The following is a 16297-nucleotide window of genomic DNA, read 5'->3' as shown; positions in this document are numbered from 1 at the left end:
TCCGGTCTTCGGATGAGCGGAGGCGGAGCGGGCGACTGCTCCGCCTTTTGTTTTGCGTCGATTCTCAGGAAGCTTCCGGCGCGTCCTCGCCGAGATACTCGCGCCAGAGAGCATTCGGCCCGAGCTGCTCGACGAAGGCCGCATGGGCGGCGCGTTCCGCATCCGTCAGGCGCGAAATCGTGGGGCGAGGCTTGCCCTCCCGCGCTGCGGCCGCATCGGTGCGGATGGCGGGGCCGAGGCTCCTCACGGGCTGAGCGGTGAGATCGAATCCCACCTGCCGGCCGCCGATCAGCTCGATATAGACCTCGGCCAGGATCTCGGCGTCGAGCAAGGCACCATGCTTGGTACGCTTGGAATTGTCGATGCCATAGCGCGAGCAGAGCGCGTCGAGGTTGTTGGCGGCCCCCGGATGCTTCCGGCGCGCCATGATGAGCGTGTCGACCACATCCGCCAGATCGATCGCCGGATGGCCGGTGCGCGCGAATTCCGCATTGATGAAGCCGATGTCGAAGGCGGCGTTGTGGATGACGAGCCGCGCACCGCGGATGAACTCGTAGAACTCCTCGACGATGGAACCGAAGACCGGCTTGTCCGCCAGGAACTCGTCACTCAATCCGTGCACCGCGAAGGCGCCTGGCGACACCGGGCATTCCGGGTTGATGTAGACGTGGTAGCTCTTGCCCGTCGGGATGTGGTTGAAGAGCTCGACGCAGCCGATTTCGATGATCCGGTCACCCTTGGCGTGGTCGGTTCCGGTGGTTTCTGTATCGAGAACGATCTCTCGCAGCATCGTCAAACACTCTTTGCAAGACTACGGCGGCCCGGACGGCCTGCCAGGCAGGACAGAATGGACCTGACCTGGGCTTCGGCGGAAGCGAAGCCACGGCTCGTATCGACAAGAAAATGGGCGCGGGCGCGCTTTTGCGCATCCGGCAACTGTTTACGCAGAATGGCGTTAAAGGTCTCTTCCGTCATGGCGGGCCGCGCCATCACCCGCGCGCGCTGCACGTCGGCAGGCGCCGTGACGACGAGAACCGCATCGCAGCGCGCGTCGCTGCCGGTCTCGAGGAGGAGCGGGATGTCGAGCACCGCGAGAGGGGCGGCCGCGGCAATCGTCCGGAGAAAGTTTTCTTCCTCCTCGCGCACGAGGGGGTGCACGATGCTCTCCAGCCGCTTCAATTTGTCCTCGTCGTTGAGCACCGCCCCGCCGAGCTTGCGGCGATCCACCGCACCGTCTGTGACGGTGCCGGGAAAAGCTTTTCCGATCAGCGGCGCAGCGCGCCCGCGATAGAGCGCGTGGACGGCCGCGTCCGCATCGTGAACCGGAACGCCGAGACGCCGGAAAAGACCGGCGGTGGCCGATTTCCCCATGCCGATGGAGCCGGTGAGCCCGAGCACGAAGGTCATTTCGAGCCTCCGATATCGGCAACGATTAGCGCGCGCAATTCGGGCGTCACCTCGGGCCTTATGCCGAACCAGCGCTCGAAACCGGGCACCGCCTGGTGCAGCAGCATTCCCAGACCGTCGACCGTCCGCAGGCCGCGGGCCTCGGCGGTGGCGAGAAGCGGCGTGCGCAGGGGAGCATAGACGATGTCCGTGACGATGGCGCGGCCCGGCGCCCCGGCGAGATCGAGAGTCAGCGGAGGCTGACCCGTCATACCGAGCGATGTGGTGTTGACGATGAGCTGCGACCCCGGAATCGCGCGATCGAGATCCTCCCAGGCGAGGGCCTCGAGTTTCGCCGGGCCATACCCTGCGAGACCGTGTACCAGGTCCTGCGCCTTCGAGAGGGTGCGGTTGGCGACGAGAATTCTCCGCAAGGGGCGATCCTGCAGGCCCGCGACGATGCCGCGCGCCGCACCTCCCGCGCCCAGAACGAGAGCAGTATCCACATCCTGATCCCAGCCTGTCCCCAGGCTCAGGTCGAGATTGGCCATGAAGCCAGCGACGTCCGTGTTGTCGCCCCACAGCACACCCTTCTCGATCCAGAGCGTGTTCACGGCGCCCAGGCGCTCCGCACGCTCGGTTCTACGCGCAACACCGGCGAAGGCCGCCTCCTTGTGCGGGATTGTGACATTTCCGCCGGCAAAGCCCCGCTCATGAAAGGTTTCAAGAAATTTCCCGAAATTCACAGGTTCCACGTCGATCCGCTCATAGGAGCCGCTGATCCCGTGCTGCTTCAGCCAATAGCCGTGAATGAGCGGCGAGCGGGAGTGCCTGACCGGATGGCCGACGATGAAGGCCTTCGTCATGATCGTGTGGTCCTAAAGAGCAAGACAGCCGAGGCGGCGCAGCGCCGACAGGAGCGGAAGCAGGGGAAGTCCCAGGATGGTGGAGTGATCGCCTTCCACGGAATCGAACAGATGAACCCCGAGGCCTTCGTAATGATAGACGCCGACGCTGTGGAGCACCGCAGGACCGGCGAGATCCAGGTAAAGGTCGATGGCCTCCTCCGTGAGCGGCCGCATGGCCAGGATGGCGGTGGCCACGAAGCTCTCCACCACCCCGCCGCCGATGGCGAGTGCTCCGGCGGAATGAAGGGCGTGGCTTTTCCCGGAGAGAGCCTGAAGCTGGCGGCGCGCGGCCTCGCGATTTGCCACCTTGTGGAACATCGCCGAACCGCAGGCGAGAACCTGGTCGGCCCCGAGCACGATGCGCTCGGGATGGCGGCGGCTTACGGCGAGCGCCTTCTCGGCGGCCAGGCGCGCCGCCAGCGCCGGCGGATCGAGGCCCTCGCTCCGGGCCGCTGCCTCCACTGCCCTCTCGTCGACGCCTGCGGCTTGCGTTTCGACGGAGAGACCCGCGCTCACGAGCAGCGTGAGGCGCGTTGCGCTGGTGGAAGCCAGGAGAAGCTTTTCGGATGGGGTCCAGAGCGCGGGCATGTGGCTACTCCGCGATGAATTTCATGCGATGGTCGCGATAGAGATCGAGGATCGCGGCCGCGGTCTCCTCGATGGAGCGGCGCGTCACGTCGATCACCGGCCAGCCGTGGCGCGCGAACAGACGGCGCGAGGCCGCGATCTCCTCCGCGACCGCTTCGCGGTCCACATATGAGGTGTCATCGTCCGCGTTCAGGCTGAGCAGGCGGTTCTGCCGAATCTGCACGATGCGTTCGGGCGTGGCGACGAGACCCACGATGAGCGCTTTTTTCGCCGCCTCGAGCTTGGGCGGCATCGGCATGCCGGGAACGAGGGGAAAATTCGCCGTCTTCAGTCCGCGGTTGGCGAGATAGATCGCCGTCGGCGTCTTCGAGGTCCGGCTCACGCCCATGAGGATCACATCCGCCTCGTCCAGGTCCTCGGGCAGGTGTCCGTCGTCGTGGAGGAGGGTGAAGTTCATGGCGTCGATGCGCTTGAAATACTCCGCGTTCAGCATGTGCTGCGCGCCGGGCCGGGCCGTGGAATGCGTGCCGAGATAGGAGGAGATCATCCGGTGCACGGGTTCGAGCACGGAGAGATACGGAGAGCCTGTCGCACGGCAGACCTCCTCGAGGCGGGTCGTGAGGTCCTGGTCCACGAGAGTATAGAGGACGATGCCAGGGGCACTCTCGATCTCGCTCAGCACGCGCTCGAGCTGGGTGGTGGAGCGCACCAGGGGATAGACATGCTCGATGGCGGCGACGCCTTCATATTGCGCGACCACCGCACGGGCGACGGTGATCAGGGTCTCGCCCGTCGAGTCGGAGACGAGATGGAGATGGAAATAGCTGCGTCCCGGCACGGCGGTTCTCCCGAGCCTCGGATCGAAAGGCAGCCTCGCGTGGAGGACCCATCCGCTGCTCTCTGGTCAATCCGCGCATCGTTCGAGAACCGGATCCGCTTTCTCGCACGATGCGCAAAGGAGTCGATAGATGTGGATAGAACGGCTCCTGTCCGAGGTCCAGGGCAGGGGCCTGTGATCTGTCACGACAACCATCAACAGGGGAGCTTCTTGTGCGAGTCCGAATCCGCACGTCTGGGAGAATCCGGCACGAATCACCCCCGCGGCCAGCGTTAAGGTTCCGTTCAACTTTCTTAACGGGCTGTTAAGGTTTAAGAATTCCGAAAGGATTGAGGCGGATCGGCCTCATCCGTTAACGAACACTTAACGTGGCGGTCCGTGTGGAAGGCTTGTGGACGGGGTTGCGGCTTTGCGATTCACGGCCCAAGAGAAACATCAGATTCTTAGATTCAAAACTTATTCTTATTTGAGAGGGCCTGTGAGCGAGCGTCCCACCAAAGCAATCCTCCGCGTGTTGAACGGCGAACCGGTCTGGCCTCTGCCGATCTGGATCATGCGCCAGGCCGGCCGCTATCTGCCTGAATACCGGGAGACCCGGAAACAGGCGGGCTCCTTCCTGGATCTCTGCTACACACCGCGCCTTGCCGAGGAAGTCACTCTTCAGCCGATCCGCCGCTTCGGCTTCGACGCCTCGATCCTGTTCTCCGACATCCTGGTCATCCCCCATGCGCTCGGGCAGGACGTGCGATTCGTCGAGAACGAGGGTCCGAAGCTCGATCCCATCACTTCGGAGACGGATCTTGCGAAGCTAGCCGACGAGCTGCCGTTGGAGCGGCTCAATCCGGTCTTCGAGACCCTGGACCGCCTCAAGCAGTCCTTGCCCAAGGAGACCACCCTTCTCGGCTTCTGCGGGGCGCCCTGGACCGTGGCGAGCTACATGATCGCCGGAAAGGGCACCCCGGATCAGGCTCCCGCCCGGCTCACCGCCTATCGGAACCCGGCCTTCATGGACGCGCTCATCGAAAAGCTGGTGCAGGCCTCCACCGGCTATCTTATCCGCCAGATCGATGCAGGCGCGGAAGCGGTCCAGATCTTCGAGAGCTTCGGCGCGGCGCTCCCGCCCGCTCTCTTCGACCGTCTCTCGCTGAACCCGATCCGCCGCATGGTGGAGGGCCTGAAGGCCGCCCGGCCCCAGGCCAAGGCCATCGTGTTCGTGCGCGGCGGTGGCGCGAATCTTCACCGCTTCGCCTCGGCCGGGATCGGCGATGCGCTCGCGCTGGACTGGACGCTGGATCCGGCGCAAGTGCTGCCCACCCTGCCGGGCACCGTCGCGACCCAGGGCAATCTCGATCCTCTCGCCCTGATCGCCGGGGGTGAGCCGATGGAGCGGGGGATCGATCACATTCTCGGGGCGGTGCGCGGTCACCCGCACATCTTCAACCTCGGCCACGGCATCCTGCCGGAGACGCCGGTCGCCCATGTGGAGCAGATGATCGCTCGCGTACGGGGGGCTTGAAAACCATGCTGTATCTCTGGATCAAGGCGTTCCATGTCATGGCCGTCATCGCCTGGATGGCGGGCATGCTCTATCTGCCGCGCCTCTTCGTCTATCACTGCGACGCGCCGAAGGGCTCGATCCAGTCCGAGACCTTCAAGATCATGGAAAGGAGGCTCCTGAAGGCCATCATCAACCCGGCGATGGTCGTGACCTGGGTGCTCGGCCTCTACATGATCTGGGACGGCGGCTGGTACGCCTCCGGCTGGCTCCACGCGAAGGTCGCCCTCGTGCTGATCCTCTCGGGCGTTCACGGCGTCTATGTGCGCCGCCTGAAGGAATTCGCCGCCGACAAGAACACCCGGCCCGCGAAATACTACCGCATTCTCAACGAGGTGCCGACGGTGCTGATGATCGGCATCGTGATCCTCGTGATCGTGAAGCCTTTTTGAGTTTTCGCCGTCATCCCGGCTCTGTGCCGGGGATCCCCGCCTCTGGCCCGGTCCTGACGGGGAAGCCTTGAGTCCGGGTTTTCGGATGACCGTCTCAAAAGGGTTATTCACACGGGACTTGAGATCGTCGGCGAACCCGGTTATAAGGAAATCCTCTTCCATAAAAGACAGGTTGCGCTGCCCGGGCCCCACAGGGCTCTCTCAAGTCACCCTCGTGAACTGAGCGGCCCTGTCGACCGTTCCCCTGATCTCCCCTGCGCAGCTTTTTCATTCGCGCATTTACCCCGAGAGTGTTCCCCGATGAGGGAAATCAAACTTCAAGATCTCAAGTCGAAATCCCCCACTGAACTCATCGCCTTCGCCGAGGAGCTCGAGGTCGAGAACGCGAGCACCATGCGCAAGCAGGAGCTCATGTTCGCCATTCTCAAGCAGCTTGCGGCGCGCGAGGTCGAGATCATCGGCGCGGGCGTGGTCGAGGTGCTGCAGGACGGCTTCGGCTTCCTCCGCTCGGCCGATTCCAACTACCTGCCGGGACCGGACGACATCTATGTCTCGCCGTCCCAGATCCGCCGCTTCGGCCTTCGCACCGGCGACACGGTGGACGGTCCGATCCGGGGCCCGAAGGAGGGTGAGCGCTATTTCGCCCTGCTGAAGGTCAACACGATCAATTTCGAGGATCCCGAGAAGATCCGGCACAAAGTCCATTTCGACAACCTGACGCCGCTCTTTCCCACCGAGCGCTTCAAGCTCGAGATCGACGATCCGACGCGCAAGGATTTCTCCCCGCGCATCATCGACATCGTTTCGCCCATCGGTAAGGGCCAGCGCGCTCTTATCGTCGCCCCGCCGCGCACCGGTAAGACGGTGCTGATGCAGAACGTGGCGCAGTCGATCACCACGAATCATCCCGAGTGCTACCTCATCGTGCTGCTCATCGACGAGCGCCCGGAGGAAGTGACCGACATGCAACGCTCCGTGAAGGGCGAGGTCGTGGCCTCCACCTTCGACGAGCCCGCCACCCGCCACGTGCAGGTGGCCGAGATGGTGATCGAGAAGGCCAAGCGCCTCGTGGAGCATGGCCGTGACGTGGTCATCCTGCTCGATTCGATCACCCGTCTAGGCCGCGCCTACAACACTGTGGTGCCATCCTCCGGCAAGGTGCTCACCGGCGGCGTCGACGCCAACGCCCTGCAGCGCCCGAAGCGCTTCTTCGGCGCGGCGCGCAACATCGAGGAGGGCGGATCCCTCACCATCATCGCCACGGCGCTGATCGATACCGGCTCGCGTATGGACGAGGTGATCTTCGAGGAGTTCAAGGGCACCGGCAACTCGGAAATCATCCTTGACCGCAAGGTCGCCGACAAGCGTACCTTCCCGGCCATCGACATCACTCGCTCGGGCACCCGTAAAGAGGAGCTGCTTGTGCCGAGCGACACGCTCAAGAAGATGTACGTCCTACGCCGCATCCTCAACCCGATGGGCACGGTGGACGCTATCGAGTTCCTGCTCGACAAGCTGCGCCAGACCAAGTCGAACCAGGAATTCTTCGACTCGATGAATACCTGAGGCGCAGGCCTCAATCTGCAGAATGAGGACCCCATTCTCCGCGCGGAGGATGGGGTTTTTCGTTGGGTGTCAGTAGCATCGGACGTGAAAGCGGACTTGCCCTTTCGGAGTCGACCCGATTCTCCTTTCCGGGACGAGAGCATCGTGTCATGGCCGTCCCCGGACTCGATCCTGGGATCGGTCCCGGTCATCCCGATGAGGAAAGGTGCGACGTTCCACAAGTCGGGATCGCCGGCACGAGGCCGGGGACGACGTGGAGGAGCCGGCGGAAAAAACCGGGTTCACTTGTCACTGACGTGGCCCCGTGGATCCTTGCCATGCCCTAGATCACGTCCATCAGGAACAGGATGAGCAGGGTGATGGCGGCGGAGATCAGGAGCGAGCCTGCGCATCCCAACCGGTTCGAGAAAAAAAGGAACATCGGCTCTCCTGTATTCACGACTTCTGCGGCGCGTCGCGAGGGTGGGCGGCGAATGCCGCTCGCGAACACAACGCCCAGGGTCGCTAGAACGATGCCGGCCACGGCGGCCGGACCCGGAATCTCTCCGAGCGCGGGACCGGCGATGAGAGCCGCCAGCACGATGGACAGAGGCGATAAGGCCGCGGCTCTTGAGGCACCGAGCCGGTCGACGGCAATGCTATAGAGCACAAGCCCGGCGATGCCCGACAGAAAGCCCTGAAGGAGCGCCTGCGCGACGATCGTCCCGCCGAGCCCGTCCTTGGCGGCCGCGAGCAGGGGAGGAGCGCCGAACGGGATCAGGATCAGGAAGGACCAGAAGCCGGTGAAGGCAGCAGCCTGCAGGGCGGACAATCCGCTTCGGCGATAGGCATGGGTGTAGATTCCCCAGAGGAAGGCACCGCCCAGCAGCAGCAGATGTCCGCGCCATGCGCCGCTGCCGGAGAAGAGCAATCCGGACCCGCCGATGCAGAGGATGCCAGCCAGAACGAGCACGAAGCCGAAAACCCGGACGCCGTCTAGGCGCTCGCGAAAGCAAAGACGGCCGATCGCGGCGACGAAGAGCGGCATCGTGCCGGGCAGGAGCGGGCCGATCTCCGCCGCCGGAGCGAATTTCATTCCCAGGGCCACGACCAGGAAGAAGGGCGCGCCAGAGGCGAGGAGGCCTAGGCCTTTCAGGAGCGTGAGCCCCATCGGGAACGGGCCGATGCGCCAGAGGATCGGGGCGAGCAGGAGAGCCGGCATCCCGAATCGCAGGAGGCCGATGGCGGCGGGAGGCAGATGATTCGTCACCGCATGGCGTGTGCCCACGATCCAGAAGGCCCAGATCGTGACGGTGGCTAGGGCCGCGAGCCAGCCGATGAGGAAAGGTCGGACGGCCGGGTGCGGCGCGGCGGCGGAGAGCCGTGACATGATGAAGCTCCATCGACGATCCTCAGCATATCCTGCCAGGACGAGGCATGTCCTTGCGAAGTTCGGCCCGATCGTGCTCATCTATTGGCAGATTATTGCTCGCAATTTGCAGGAGCGGTGATTTCATGTCCGATTTCGGTCTCGATCCCATCGACTTGCGGATCCTGAGAGCCCTGCAGGCGGATGGACGGCTCACGAATCAGGAATTGGCCGATCAGGTCGGCCTGTCACCTTCGCCGTGCCTGCGGCGGGTGCGCCGGCTGGAGCGCGACGGATTCATCCGGACCTATCGGGCCGTCCTCGACCGGGAATCGATCGGGCTCGGCTTGACGGTCTTCGTGGACATCAAGGTGGAGAAGCATTCGCGTGAGAATGCCATGGCGCTTCAGGAGGCCTTGACCGCGCTGCCGGAAGTGGTGGCTTGCCACATGGTCTCCGGCACCGCCGATTTCATCGTGGAGATCGTGGTGGCAGATCTGAAAGCCTATGAGCGCCTGCTGACAGAGAGGCTCCTGACTCTGCCCATGATCGGCGACATCCGCTCCAACTTCGCTCTGACTCAGGTGAAGACGGATGCGCCTTTGCCGCTCACCCATCTTGAGCGGGAAGCGCGCGCAGGGAAGGCGGGTCGCTGAGGACGATGGTTCTTCAGGCAGGTGAGACGCCCGCCATCATCTCTCCGACCCGGCCCGAGAGAGCCTCGGGAGAGGTGACGGGAAGCGAACAGCGCATGCCGGCGCAGACGAGCGCCTGCGCCTCGGGACTGGAGGAGGCGAGGGCTTTCGCCGGATGATTCTCGTCAAGGGCTTCGCCGGGACGGAGCAGCCGCACGCTCCGGTCGGGATAGGGCACGCGCAGGGCCGCCCCGTGAAGCGCTTCCGCCTCGTTTCCCGTGATGAGGATGCTCAGGCCCCTCAGGTGGAGATCGAGGGCGTTGAGGATCGAGGTGTGGCCGAGCGGGGAGGAGCGGGCCACCCCGAGAAGCTGCGCGAGGACATCGCCGGCGCGCCGGTGATCGGCCTGGCTTTCCGTCAGCTGAGCCAGCCGCACGAGTGCCTCCGCGAACACACCGTTCGCGTTGGGCACCGCATCGTCATGGGTGGGCTGCGGCCGCACCACGAGCGGGTCGGCACTGCGGGCCGTCATGGCGAGGCAGCCGGTTCCCTCGATCATGAATTCGGTGAGCAGCACATCGCGCCAGGTTTCCGCATCACGGAGATAGGAATCGTCGCTCGTCACCTCGTTGAGCGCGAGGGCCGCGCGCATCATGGCCGCGTGATCGAGTGCGAAGCCCGGGAAGATGAGGGAGCCGCCGCGCCAGGAATGCCCGAGCTGTCCGCTGCGGCTCATCTCCTTCCGGACGAAACCATAGGCGCGCTCCGCGAGCCCGATCCATTCCCACCGGCCGAGGAGGGGAGCGGCGCGGGCGAGGCTTGCGATCATCAGCCCGTTCCAGTCCGCCAGAACCTTGTCGTCGAGACCGGGCCTGACGCGGGCCGATCTGCGTTGAAGGAGCTTTTCCCGCATCCCCGCGAGCCGCTCTTCCACGGCGAAAGGGGCCTCGCCGGTGATCAGCCGGTTCGGGATGTTGCGACCCTCGAAATTTCCCTCTTCCGTGATGTCGTAGACCTTGGCGAAGAAGGCGGCGTCCTCCTCTCCCAGAGCCTCGCGGATCTCGGCGAGGCTCCAGACATAGAAGCGGCCTTCCTCTCCTTCCGAATCCGCATCCAGGCTGGAGGCGAAGGCGCCCTCGGACGTCACCATCTCCCGTTCAAGCCAGGTGACGATCCCCTCCGCGGTGTCCTTGAACAGAGCGCGGCCGGCTTCGGAATAGGCCAGTGCATAGAGCTCCAGGAGCTGCGCGTTGTCGTAGAGCATCTTCTCGAAATGCGGCACGAGCCAGCGCTCGTCCACCGAGTAGCGGGCGAAGCCTCCGCCGAGGTGATCGCGGATGCCGCCGAGGGCCATCCGCTCCATCGTGAGGAGGAAGCGCCGGCGCGCGTCTCCGTCCCCTGCGCGGCGGGCATAGCGGAACAGATATTCGAGGATCGTCGGATTGGGGAATTTCGGGGCGCCCTGGAGGCCGCCATGCTCGGTGTCGAACAGCTCGGCGAGGCGCAGGCCCATGCGGTCGAGATCGGTAATCCCCAGCACGCCGCCATCCGTTTCGGCACCCCTCGACAGGTGTGCTTTCAGCGCATCCCGGTTCTTGCGGATGCGCTCTGGCTCCGCGTGATAGAGGCGGCTGACTTCTCTGAGAACCTGAACGAAGCCGGGGCGTCCGAAACGCGGCTCCTTCGGAAAATAGGTGCCGCCCCAGAATGGCTCCCCGTCCGGAGTCAGGAACATGGTGAGGGGCCAGCCGCCCTGTTCGCCGAGCAGGTGCAGGGCGCTCATATGGACATGGTCCACGTCGGGGCGTTCCTCCCGGTCGACCTTGATGTTCACGTAGAGCTCGTTCATGACGGCGGCCACGTCCGGGTCCTCGAAACTCTCGTGGGCCATCACGTGACACCAATGGCAGGCGGCGTAGCCGATGGAGATGAGGATGGGCCTGTCGAGCCGCTTCGCCTCGGCCAGGGCGTCCGTTCCCCATTCCCACCAATGGACAGGATTGTCCTTGTGCTGCAGGAGATAGGGTGAACTGGCATGCGCGAGGCGGTTCATGGATCCTGCTCCGGAGGGGGTTCGGCTCCTGCGAGGCGGGTCGATCGCTTCGGACGGAACCGGTCCTTGCGCCGCCTTGCGTGATGCTTTCATCATCATAATGGCCCGATCCCTGAAGAGGTCCAAAAAGGTTTATGCCCATGCGCTCGGACGACACCATCTTCGCCACCGCCTCCGGCCATGGACGCGCGGCCGTGTGCATCGTCCGGATCAGCGGGCCCCAGAGCTGGACCATCCTCAACACGCTCGGCGGCAGCGTGCCCGAGCCGCGCCGGGCGGCCGTACGGATCCTGCGGGAACCCGGCTCCGGCGAGCCCCTCGACCAGGCGCTGATTCTCTGGATGCCGGGGCCGCGCAGCTTCACGGGCGAGGATCAGGCGGAGCTCCACATTCATGGCGGCCTCGCCACGCGGGCGGCGGTGCTGAAGGTTCTCGGTACTATCCCCGATTGCCGCCCGGCTGAGGCGGGGGAGTTTACTCGCCGTGCCTTTCTCAATGGACGGATGGACCTGTCCCAGGTCGAAGGTCTCGCCGATGTGATCGACGCGGAAACCGAGGCCCAGCGGCGGCAGGCCATGCTCCAGCTCGAAGGTCGCCTCGGCGACACGGCCGAGCGCTGGCGCGAGGAGATCCTTCAGGCGCTCGCCCTCCTTGAAGCGAGCCTCGATTTTTCCGACGAGGGCGACGTGCCGGAGGACCTGGAGGCTGATATCCTGCAGAGGCTCGATCGGCTGCACGTAGAGATCGGGCGGGCCCTTGCGAACCGCAGCGGCGAACGCCTGCGCGAGGGCTTCACTGTTGTTCTGGCCGGTCCTCCTAATGCCGGGAAATCCACTTTGCTCAACGCTCTGGCCCGAAGGGATGTGGCCATCGTCTCGCCCATTGCCGGAACGACCCGCGATGTCATCGAGGTCCATTGCGATCTGGGCGGCCTGCCGGTCGTCGTCGTGGATACGGCAGGCCTGCGGGAAAGCGGAGACCTCATCGAGCAGGAGGGTGTCTCCCGCGCCCGCGCCCGGGCTCAGGATGCGGATCTCGTGCTCTGGCTTGTTCCGCCCGAGGGCGAGGAGACGGACCCGCCTGCCGCCCGGCGGCTTCTGAGGGTCGGCACGAAGGCGGATGTGAGCCGCGATCGCGACGACTGCGATCTTGTGATCTCGGCCTCGACAGGGGAGGGGCTCGCGGACCTGATCACCGCGCTTGAGCATGAGGCGGAGACGGCTCTGGGTCAGGGGGATGCCCTCCTCACGCGGGAGCGGCATCGCCGGGCCCTGGAGCGGGCGCACCATTCCCTCGCCGCGGGAAGGGCGCTGCTGGAGACTGGCGGCCCGATCGAATTGGCCGCCGAGGAGGCGCGCCTCGCCTCCCGCGCGGTCGGCGAGATCACGGGCCGGGTGGATGTGGAGGACGTGCTGGACCGTCTGTTTTCCAGCTTCTGCATCGGCAAATAGGCTCTCGCTTCAACGGACCCGCGAATCTGTGCGATTTCGCCGAAGCGCTGTTCACGAATCGCCCGAATGGTGGTGAATCCTTTCTGCACAGCCTGTGGGAATCGTGTGAAGAAGCGGTGCGTGACGCGAATGTTTCACGTGGAACATTTTGCCCTTTTGACCTCTTCGTCGCGAGGTTCTAGACCCCAGGCATGGAGAATTCCGTGAGTCAGATCTCTTCCCTCGGGATGTTCGACGTGGTCGTGGTCGGCGGTGGCCATGCAGGTGCAGAGGCGGCTGCCGCTTCGGCGCGCATGGGCGCACGCACCGCCTTGGTGACCCACAAGCTCGCGACCATTGGCGCCATGTCCTGCAACCCGGCCATCGGCGGTCTCGGCAAGGGTCACCTCGTCCGTGAAATCGACGCTCTCGATGGAGTCATGGGCCGTGTCGCCGACATCGCCGGCATCCAGTTCCGGCTCCTGAACCGCCGCAAGGGTCCGGCCGTGCGGGGACCCCGCACCCAGGCTGATCGGAAGCTTTATGCCCACGCGATGCAGGCTGAGCTGCTCCAGACCGACAATCTCACCATTCTGGAAGGGGAGGCGGACGATCTGGTCGTGCAGGATGGACGCGTGACCGGGCTTCTGCTGAGCGATGGGCGGCAGCTCAGGGCGGGCGCCGTGGTCATCACCACCGGGACGTTCCTGGCTGGGCTCATCCATATCGGCGAGAGGAAGATTCCGGCGGGCCGAATGGGGGAACGTCCCTCCCTCGGATTGCCGAGGACCTTCGCCCGCCTCGGCTTCACCCTGGGGCGGCTCAAGACCGGCACGCCGCCGCGCCTCGACGGTCGTACGATCGATTGGGCTGGTGTGGACAAGCAGGCGGCGGACGATGATCCGGTGCCGTTCTCCTTGCTGACTGACAGGATTACGACCCCTCAGATCGAATGCGGCATCACCCGCACGACGGCCAAGGTGCATGATTTGATCCGGGCCAATCTGCACCGCTCCGCCATGTATTCCGGCGACATTCAGGGTACCGGTCCGCGCTATTGCCCCTCCATCGAGGACAAGGTGGTCCGCTTCGGAGACCGCGACGGGCACCAGATCTTCCTGGAGCCGGAGGGCCTGGACGACATCAAGGTCTATCCCAATGGCATCTCGACCTCCCTGCCGGAGGACGTACAACTGGAATTTCTGAAGCATATTCCAGGCCTTGAAAAGGTGCGGATGCTCCAGCCCGCCTATGCTATCGAGTACGATTACGTGGACCCCCGGAACCTGACGGCAGGACTCGAAACCAAAGCGGTGCGGGGGCTCTTCCTGGCAGGCCAGATCAATGGCACCACGGGTTACGAGGAGGCGGGTGCCCAGGGCCTCGTCGCGGGCATCAACGCCGCCCGTCGCGCGGCGGGGCAGGAGAACATGGTCTTCGACCGGGCGGAATCCTATATCGGCGTATTGATCGACGACCTGATCACTCGCGGTGTGAGTGAGCCCTACCGGATGTTCACCTCCCGGTCGGAATATCGGCTGAGCCTGCGGATCGATAATGTGGACGAGCGCCTCACCGGAAAGGGCCTGGAGATCGGGTGCATCGGCGCGAAGCGCGAGGCGCATTTCCGTGAGACGCAGGAGGACATCCGCACCATTCGCGAGCGGCTTCAGGCTCTGAGCCTCACGCCACAGGAAGCGGCGCGCCATGGCCTCACCCTCAACCAGGATGGCATCCGCCGCACCGCCTACCAGCTCCTGTCCTATCCGGCGATTGGCTGGGACGACTTGGCCAAGACTTGGCCGGAGCTCTCTTCGGTGTCGGCTCCAGTGCGGGAGCGGCTCGAAACCGACGCCACCTACGCGGTGTATCTCGATCGGCAGCAGGCGGATATTGCCGCCTATCGGCGAGACGAGGGTATCGTGCTTGAAGAGACACTGGATTTTCGCGGGCTTCCGGGTCTCTCGAACGAGATCAGGGCAAAGCTCGAGCTGGTTCGGCCGAGGACCCTGGGGCAGGCCGCGCGGATTGAGGGGATCACCCCTGCGGCTCTCACGCTCCTGGCTGCCCATGCGAAGAAGGCTACGTCCCGGTCCGGACGGACCGCTGAGCCGGTGTCATCATGATTGCGCCCGCCTCGGCTCATGCCAACCTGAATGTTTCACGTGAAACGCTAGAGAAGCTGGAGCTTCTGGAACGCGAATTGCGGCGCTGGCAGGCTATCAAGAATTTGGTGGGCCCGGCGACGCTTGACCGGACCTGGGACCGACACATCGTCGATTCTCTCCAGCTTCTGGACCTCGCTCCCGAGGCCAAAACCTGGGTCGATCTCGGCTCCGGCGCTGGATTCCCCGGGCTCGTGCTCGCCATCGCGGGGCAGGAGAAGGGGCTGACGGTTCACCTCGTCGAGAGCAATTCTCGCAAATGCGCCTTTCTGCGTCAGATCGCTCGCCTGACTGGAGCGCCGGCCGTCGTGCACGAAGCGCGGCTGGAGGCCGTCATTCCCGGTTTTGTAGGTAAAGCCGACGTGGTCTCCGCCCGAGCACTCGCTTCGCTGACACAGCTGCTGGAATGGACAGAGCCTATGTTGAAAGCGGGGACAATCGGCCTCTTCCCAAAGGGGCGTGATGCCGAGTCCGAATTGACCGAGGCCCTGAAAAGGTGGACATTCAAGGCAGATGTCCTGCCGAGCCGCACCGATTCCGAGGCCAGGATTCTTCGCATAACCTCCATCGAGAGCCTGACATGATGACCGACCTCAGCGAAGCCCAGGACGGAGCGCGTGGTGTGAAGCCGCGCGTTCTCGTGGTCGCCAACCAGAAGGGCGGCGTCGGCAAGACGACGACAGCCATCAATCTCGGCACGGCCCTGGCCGCCATCGGGGAGAAGGTGCTCATCATCGACCTCGATCCCCAGGGCAATGCCTCGACAGGCCTGGGCATTGACCGCAAGAGCCGTCCAGTCTCGACTTATCACGTTCTGGCCGGCGAAGCCTCGCTGTCTGAAAGCATCACGGAGACGGTGGTGCCGGGACTCTGGCTCGCACCTTCGACGCTCGACCTGCTGGGAGTCGAATTGGAGATCGCGAACGAGCGGAACCGCGCTCACCGGCTGCGCGCGGCGATCCGCAGCTTGGCGGAGGATGAGGTAAATGAAGCTTTTACCTATATTCTGATCGATTGCCCGCCTTCGCTCAATCTCCTGACCATCAACGCTCTAACGGCGTCTGACGCCGTTCTGGTCCCGCTTCAGTGCGAATTCTTTGCTTTGGAGGGTCTCAGCCAATTGCTCAAGACGGTGGAGCAGGTTCGTACGGCGCTCAACCCTGATCTGACGATCCACGGCGTGGTGCTCACCATGTTCGACCCGCGCAATAATCTGTCGGGGCAGGTGGTGGCCGACGTACGGGAGTTCATGGGCGACAAGGTCTACGAAACCATGATTCCCCGGAACGTGCGCGTGTCCGAAGCACCCTCCCACGGCAAGCCGGTGCTGCTCTACGACATCAAGTGCACCGGATCTCAGGCTTACCTCCGCTTAGCATCGGAAATCATTCAGCGTGAGCGCGCCCTGCGTGCCGCGTAACGAGAATTGAGAG

At 64.3% G+C, this 16297-nt stretch carries 15 protein-coding genes; 8 read left to right on the top strand and 7 right to left on the bottom strand.

The genetic code is table 11. The features are described 5' to 3' along the window. Nucleotides 1–64: 64 nt before the first annotated feature. The 5 genes from dnaQ to GR328_RS10220 are packed head-to-tail and all read right to left on the bottom strand — an operon-like array spanning nucleotide 65 to nucleotide 3720. Nucleotides 65–790 (bottom strand): DNA polymerase III subunit epsilon, encoded by a 726-nt coding sequence (gene dnaQ, locus GR328_RS10240; RefSeq protein WP_160884434.1) that lies wholly within the window; start codon nucleotides 788–790, stop codon nucleotides 65–67. A gap of 2 nt (nucleotides 791–792) precedes the next feature. Beyond that, nucleotides 793–1407, bottom strand: coding sequence for a dephospho-CoA kinase (gene coaE / locus GR328_RS10235; RefSeq protein WP_160884433.1), 615 nt, complete (start codon nucleotides 1405–1407; stop codon nucleotides 793–795). Next, entirely contained in the window at nucleotides 1404–2252 is an 849-nt protein-coding gene (locus tag GR328_RS10230; RefSeq protein ID WP_160884432.1) for a shikimate dehydrogenase, read from the bottom strand. The genes coaE and GR328_RS10230 overlap by 4 nt, the downstream gene beginning before the upstream one ends. A 12-nt stretch (nucleotides 2253–2264) precedes the next feature. After that, entirely contained in the window at nucleotides 2265–2882 is a 618-nt protein-coding gene (locus tag GR328_RS10225) for a Maf family protein (protein ID WP_160884431.1), read from the bottom strand. A 4-nt stretch (nucleotides 2883–2886) separates the two neighbouring features. Beyond that, nucleotides 2887–3720, bottom strand: coding sequence for a pyruvate, phosphate dikinase/phosphoenolpyruvate synthase regulator (locus tag GR328_RS10220; protein WP_160884430.1), 834 nt, complete (start codon nucleotides 3718–3720; stop codon nucleotides 2887–2889). A gap of 478 nt (nucleotides 3721–4198) precedes the next feature. On the opposite strand from GR328_RS10220, the gene hemE reads away from it, so the two are divergent. The 3 genes from hemE (at nucleotide 4199) to rho (ending at nucleotide 7233) form a co-directional block, all read left to right on the top strand. Next, complete coding sequence (hemE, locus tag GR328_RS10215; protein ID WP_160884429.1) at nucleotides 4199–5236, top strand: uroporphyrinogen decarboxylase; 1038 nt, start codon at nucleotides 4199–4201, stop codon at nucleotides 5234–5236. 8 nt (nucleotides 5237–5244) lie between these two features. Beyond that, a complete protein-coding gene (hemJ, locus tag GR328_RS10210) occupies nucleotides 5245–5667 on the top strand; it encodes a protoporphyrinogen oxidase HemJ (RefSeq protein ID WP_160884641.1) in 423 nt (140 codons plus the stop codon). Nucleotides 5668–5967: 300 nt separating this feature from the next. Next, nucleotides 5968–7233: a transcription termination factor Rho gene (rho, locus tag GR328_RS10205; protein ID WP_160884428.1), complete on the top strand. Its 1266-nt coding sequence runs from the start codon at nucleotides 5968–5970 to the stop codon at nucleotides 7231–7233. Between the two features lie 322 nt (nucleotides 7234–7555). Here the strand turns inward: rho and GR328_RS10200 are convergent, their stop codons facing one another. Then, the gene (locus GR328_RS10200; RefSeq protein WP_160884427.1) at nucleotides 7556–8602 is read right to left on the bottom strand and encodes a DMT family transporter; all 1047 of its coding nucleotides are present in this window, start codon (nucleotides 8600–8602) and stop codon (nucleotides 7556–7558) included. A 125-nt stretch (nucleotides 8603–8727) separates the two neighbouring features. On the opposite strand from GR328_RS10200, the gene GR328_RS10195 reads away from it, so the two are divergent. Next, nucleotides 8728–9237, top strand: coding sequence for an Lrp/AsnC family transcriptional regulator (locus tag GR328_RS10195; protein WP_160884426.1), 510 nt, complete (start codon nucleotides 8728–8730; stop codon nucleotides 9235–9237). Nucleotides 9238–9250: 13 nt separating this feature from the next. Here the strand turns inward: GR328_RS10195 and GR328_RS10190 are convergent, their stop codons facing one another. Continuing rightward, complete coding sequence (locus GR328_RS10190; RefSeq protein ID WP_160884425.1) at nucleotides 9251–11269, bottom strand: thioredoxin domain-containing protein; 2019 nt, start codon at nucleotides 11267–11269, stop codon at nucleotides 9251–9253. A gap of 140 nt (nucleotides 11270–11409) precedes the next feature. On the opposite strand from GR328_RS10190, the gene mnmE reads away from it, so the two are divergent. The 4 genes from mnmE to GR328_RS10170 all read left to right on the top strand — a co-directional run bounded on the left by mnmE (nucleotide 11410) and on the right by GR328_RS10170 (nucleotide 16284). Beyond that, nucleotides 11410–12720 (top strand): tRNA uridine-5-carboxymethylaminomethyl(34) synthesis GTPase MnmE, encoded by a 1311-nt coding sequence (mnmE, locus tag GR328_RS10185; RefSeq protein ID WP_160884424.1) that lies wholly within the window; start codon nucleotides 11410–11412, stop codon nucleotides 12718–12720. A 227-nt stretch (nucleotides 12721–12947) separates the two neighbouring features. Continuing rightward, on the top strand, nucleotides 12948–14825 hold the full coding sequence (gene mnmG / locus GR328_RS10180; RefSeq protein ID WP_160884640.1) for a tRNA uridine-5-carboxymethylaminomethyl(34) synthesis enzyme MnmG: 1878 nt from the start codon (nucleotides 12948–12950) through the stop codon (nucleotides 14823–14825). Next, nucleotides 14822–15448 carry a 16S rRNA (guanine(527)-N(7))-methyltransferase RsmG gene (gene rsmG, locus GR328_RS10175; protein WP_160884423.1) on the top strand — a complete coding sequence of 209 codons (627 nt, stop codon included), beginning with the start codon at nucleotides 14822–14824 and terminating at the stop codon, nucleotides 15446–15448. Before mnmG ends, rsmG begins: the two co-directional genes overlap by 4 nt. Beyond that, nucleotides 15445–16284 carry a ParA family protein gene (locus tag GR328_RS10170; protein WP_160884422.1) on the top strand — a complete coding sequence of 280 codons (840 nt, stop codon included), beginning with the start codon at nucleotides 15445–15447 and terminating at the stop codon, nucleotides 16282–16284. The genes rsmG and GR328_RS10170 overlap by 4 nt, the downstream gene beginning before the upstream one ends. Nucleotides 16285–16297: the final 13 nt, after the last annotated feature.

It is taken from the genome of Microvirga makkahensis (assembly GCF_009830105.1).
GTDB lineage: Bacteria > Pseudomonadota > Alphaproteobacteria > Rhizobiales > Beijerinckiaceae > Microvirga > Microvirga makkahensis.
The sequence above is the reverse complement of the archived record's forward strand: the minus strand, read 5'-3'. Positions and strand labels throughout refer to the sequence as shown.

Bases quoted from the DNA above. Each gene is read 5' to 3' on its own strand.
- dnaQ (WP_160884434.1), bottom strand. From the start codon at position 790: ATGCTGCGAGAGATCGTTCTCGATACAGAAACCACCGGAACCGACCAC.
- coaE (WP_160884433.1), bottom strand. From the start codon at position 1,407: ATGACCTTCGTGCTCGGGCTCACCGGCTCCATCGGCATGGGGAAATCG.
- GR328_RS10230 (WP_160884432.1), bottom strand. From the start codon at position 2,252: ATGACGAAGGCCTTCATCGTCGGCCATCCGGTCAGGCACTCCCGCTCG.
- GR328_RS10225 (WP_160884431.1), bottom strand. From the start codon at position 2,882: ATGCCCGCGCTCTGGACCCCATCCGAAAAGCTTCTCCTGGCTTCCACC.
- rho (WP_160884428.1), top strand. From the start codon at position 5,968: ATGAGGGAAATCAAACTTCAAGATCTCAAGTCGAAATCCCCCACTGAA.
- GR328_RS10200 (WP_160884427.1), bottom strand. From the start codon at position 8,602: ATGTCACGGCTCTCCGCCGCCGCGCCGCACCCGGCCGTCCGACCTTTC.
- GR328_RS10195 (WP_160884426.1), top strand. From the start codon at position 8,728: ATGTCCGATTTCGGTCTCGATCCCATCGACTTGCGGATCCTGAGAGCC.
- GR328_RS10190 (WP_160884425.1), bottom strand. From the start codon at position 11,269: ATGAACCGCCTCGCGCATGCCAGTTCACCCTATCTCCTGCAGCACAAG.
- mnmE (WP_160884424.1), top strand. From the start codon at position 11,410: ATGCGCTCGGACGACACCATCTTCGCCACCGCCTCCGGCCATGGACGC.
- mnmG (WP_160884640.1), top strand. From the start codon at position 12,948: ATGTTCGACGTGGTCGTGGTCGGCGGTGGCCATGCAGGTGCAGAGGCG.
- rsmG (WP_160884423.1), top strand. From the start codon at position 14,822: ATGATTGCGCCCGCCTCGGCTCATGCCAACCTGAATGTTTCACGTGAA.
- GR328_RS10170 (WP_160884422.1), top strand. From the start codon at position 15,445: ATGATGACCGACCTCAGCGAAGCCCAGGACGGAGCGCGTGGTGTGAAG.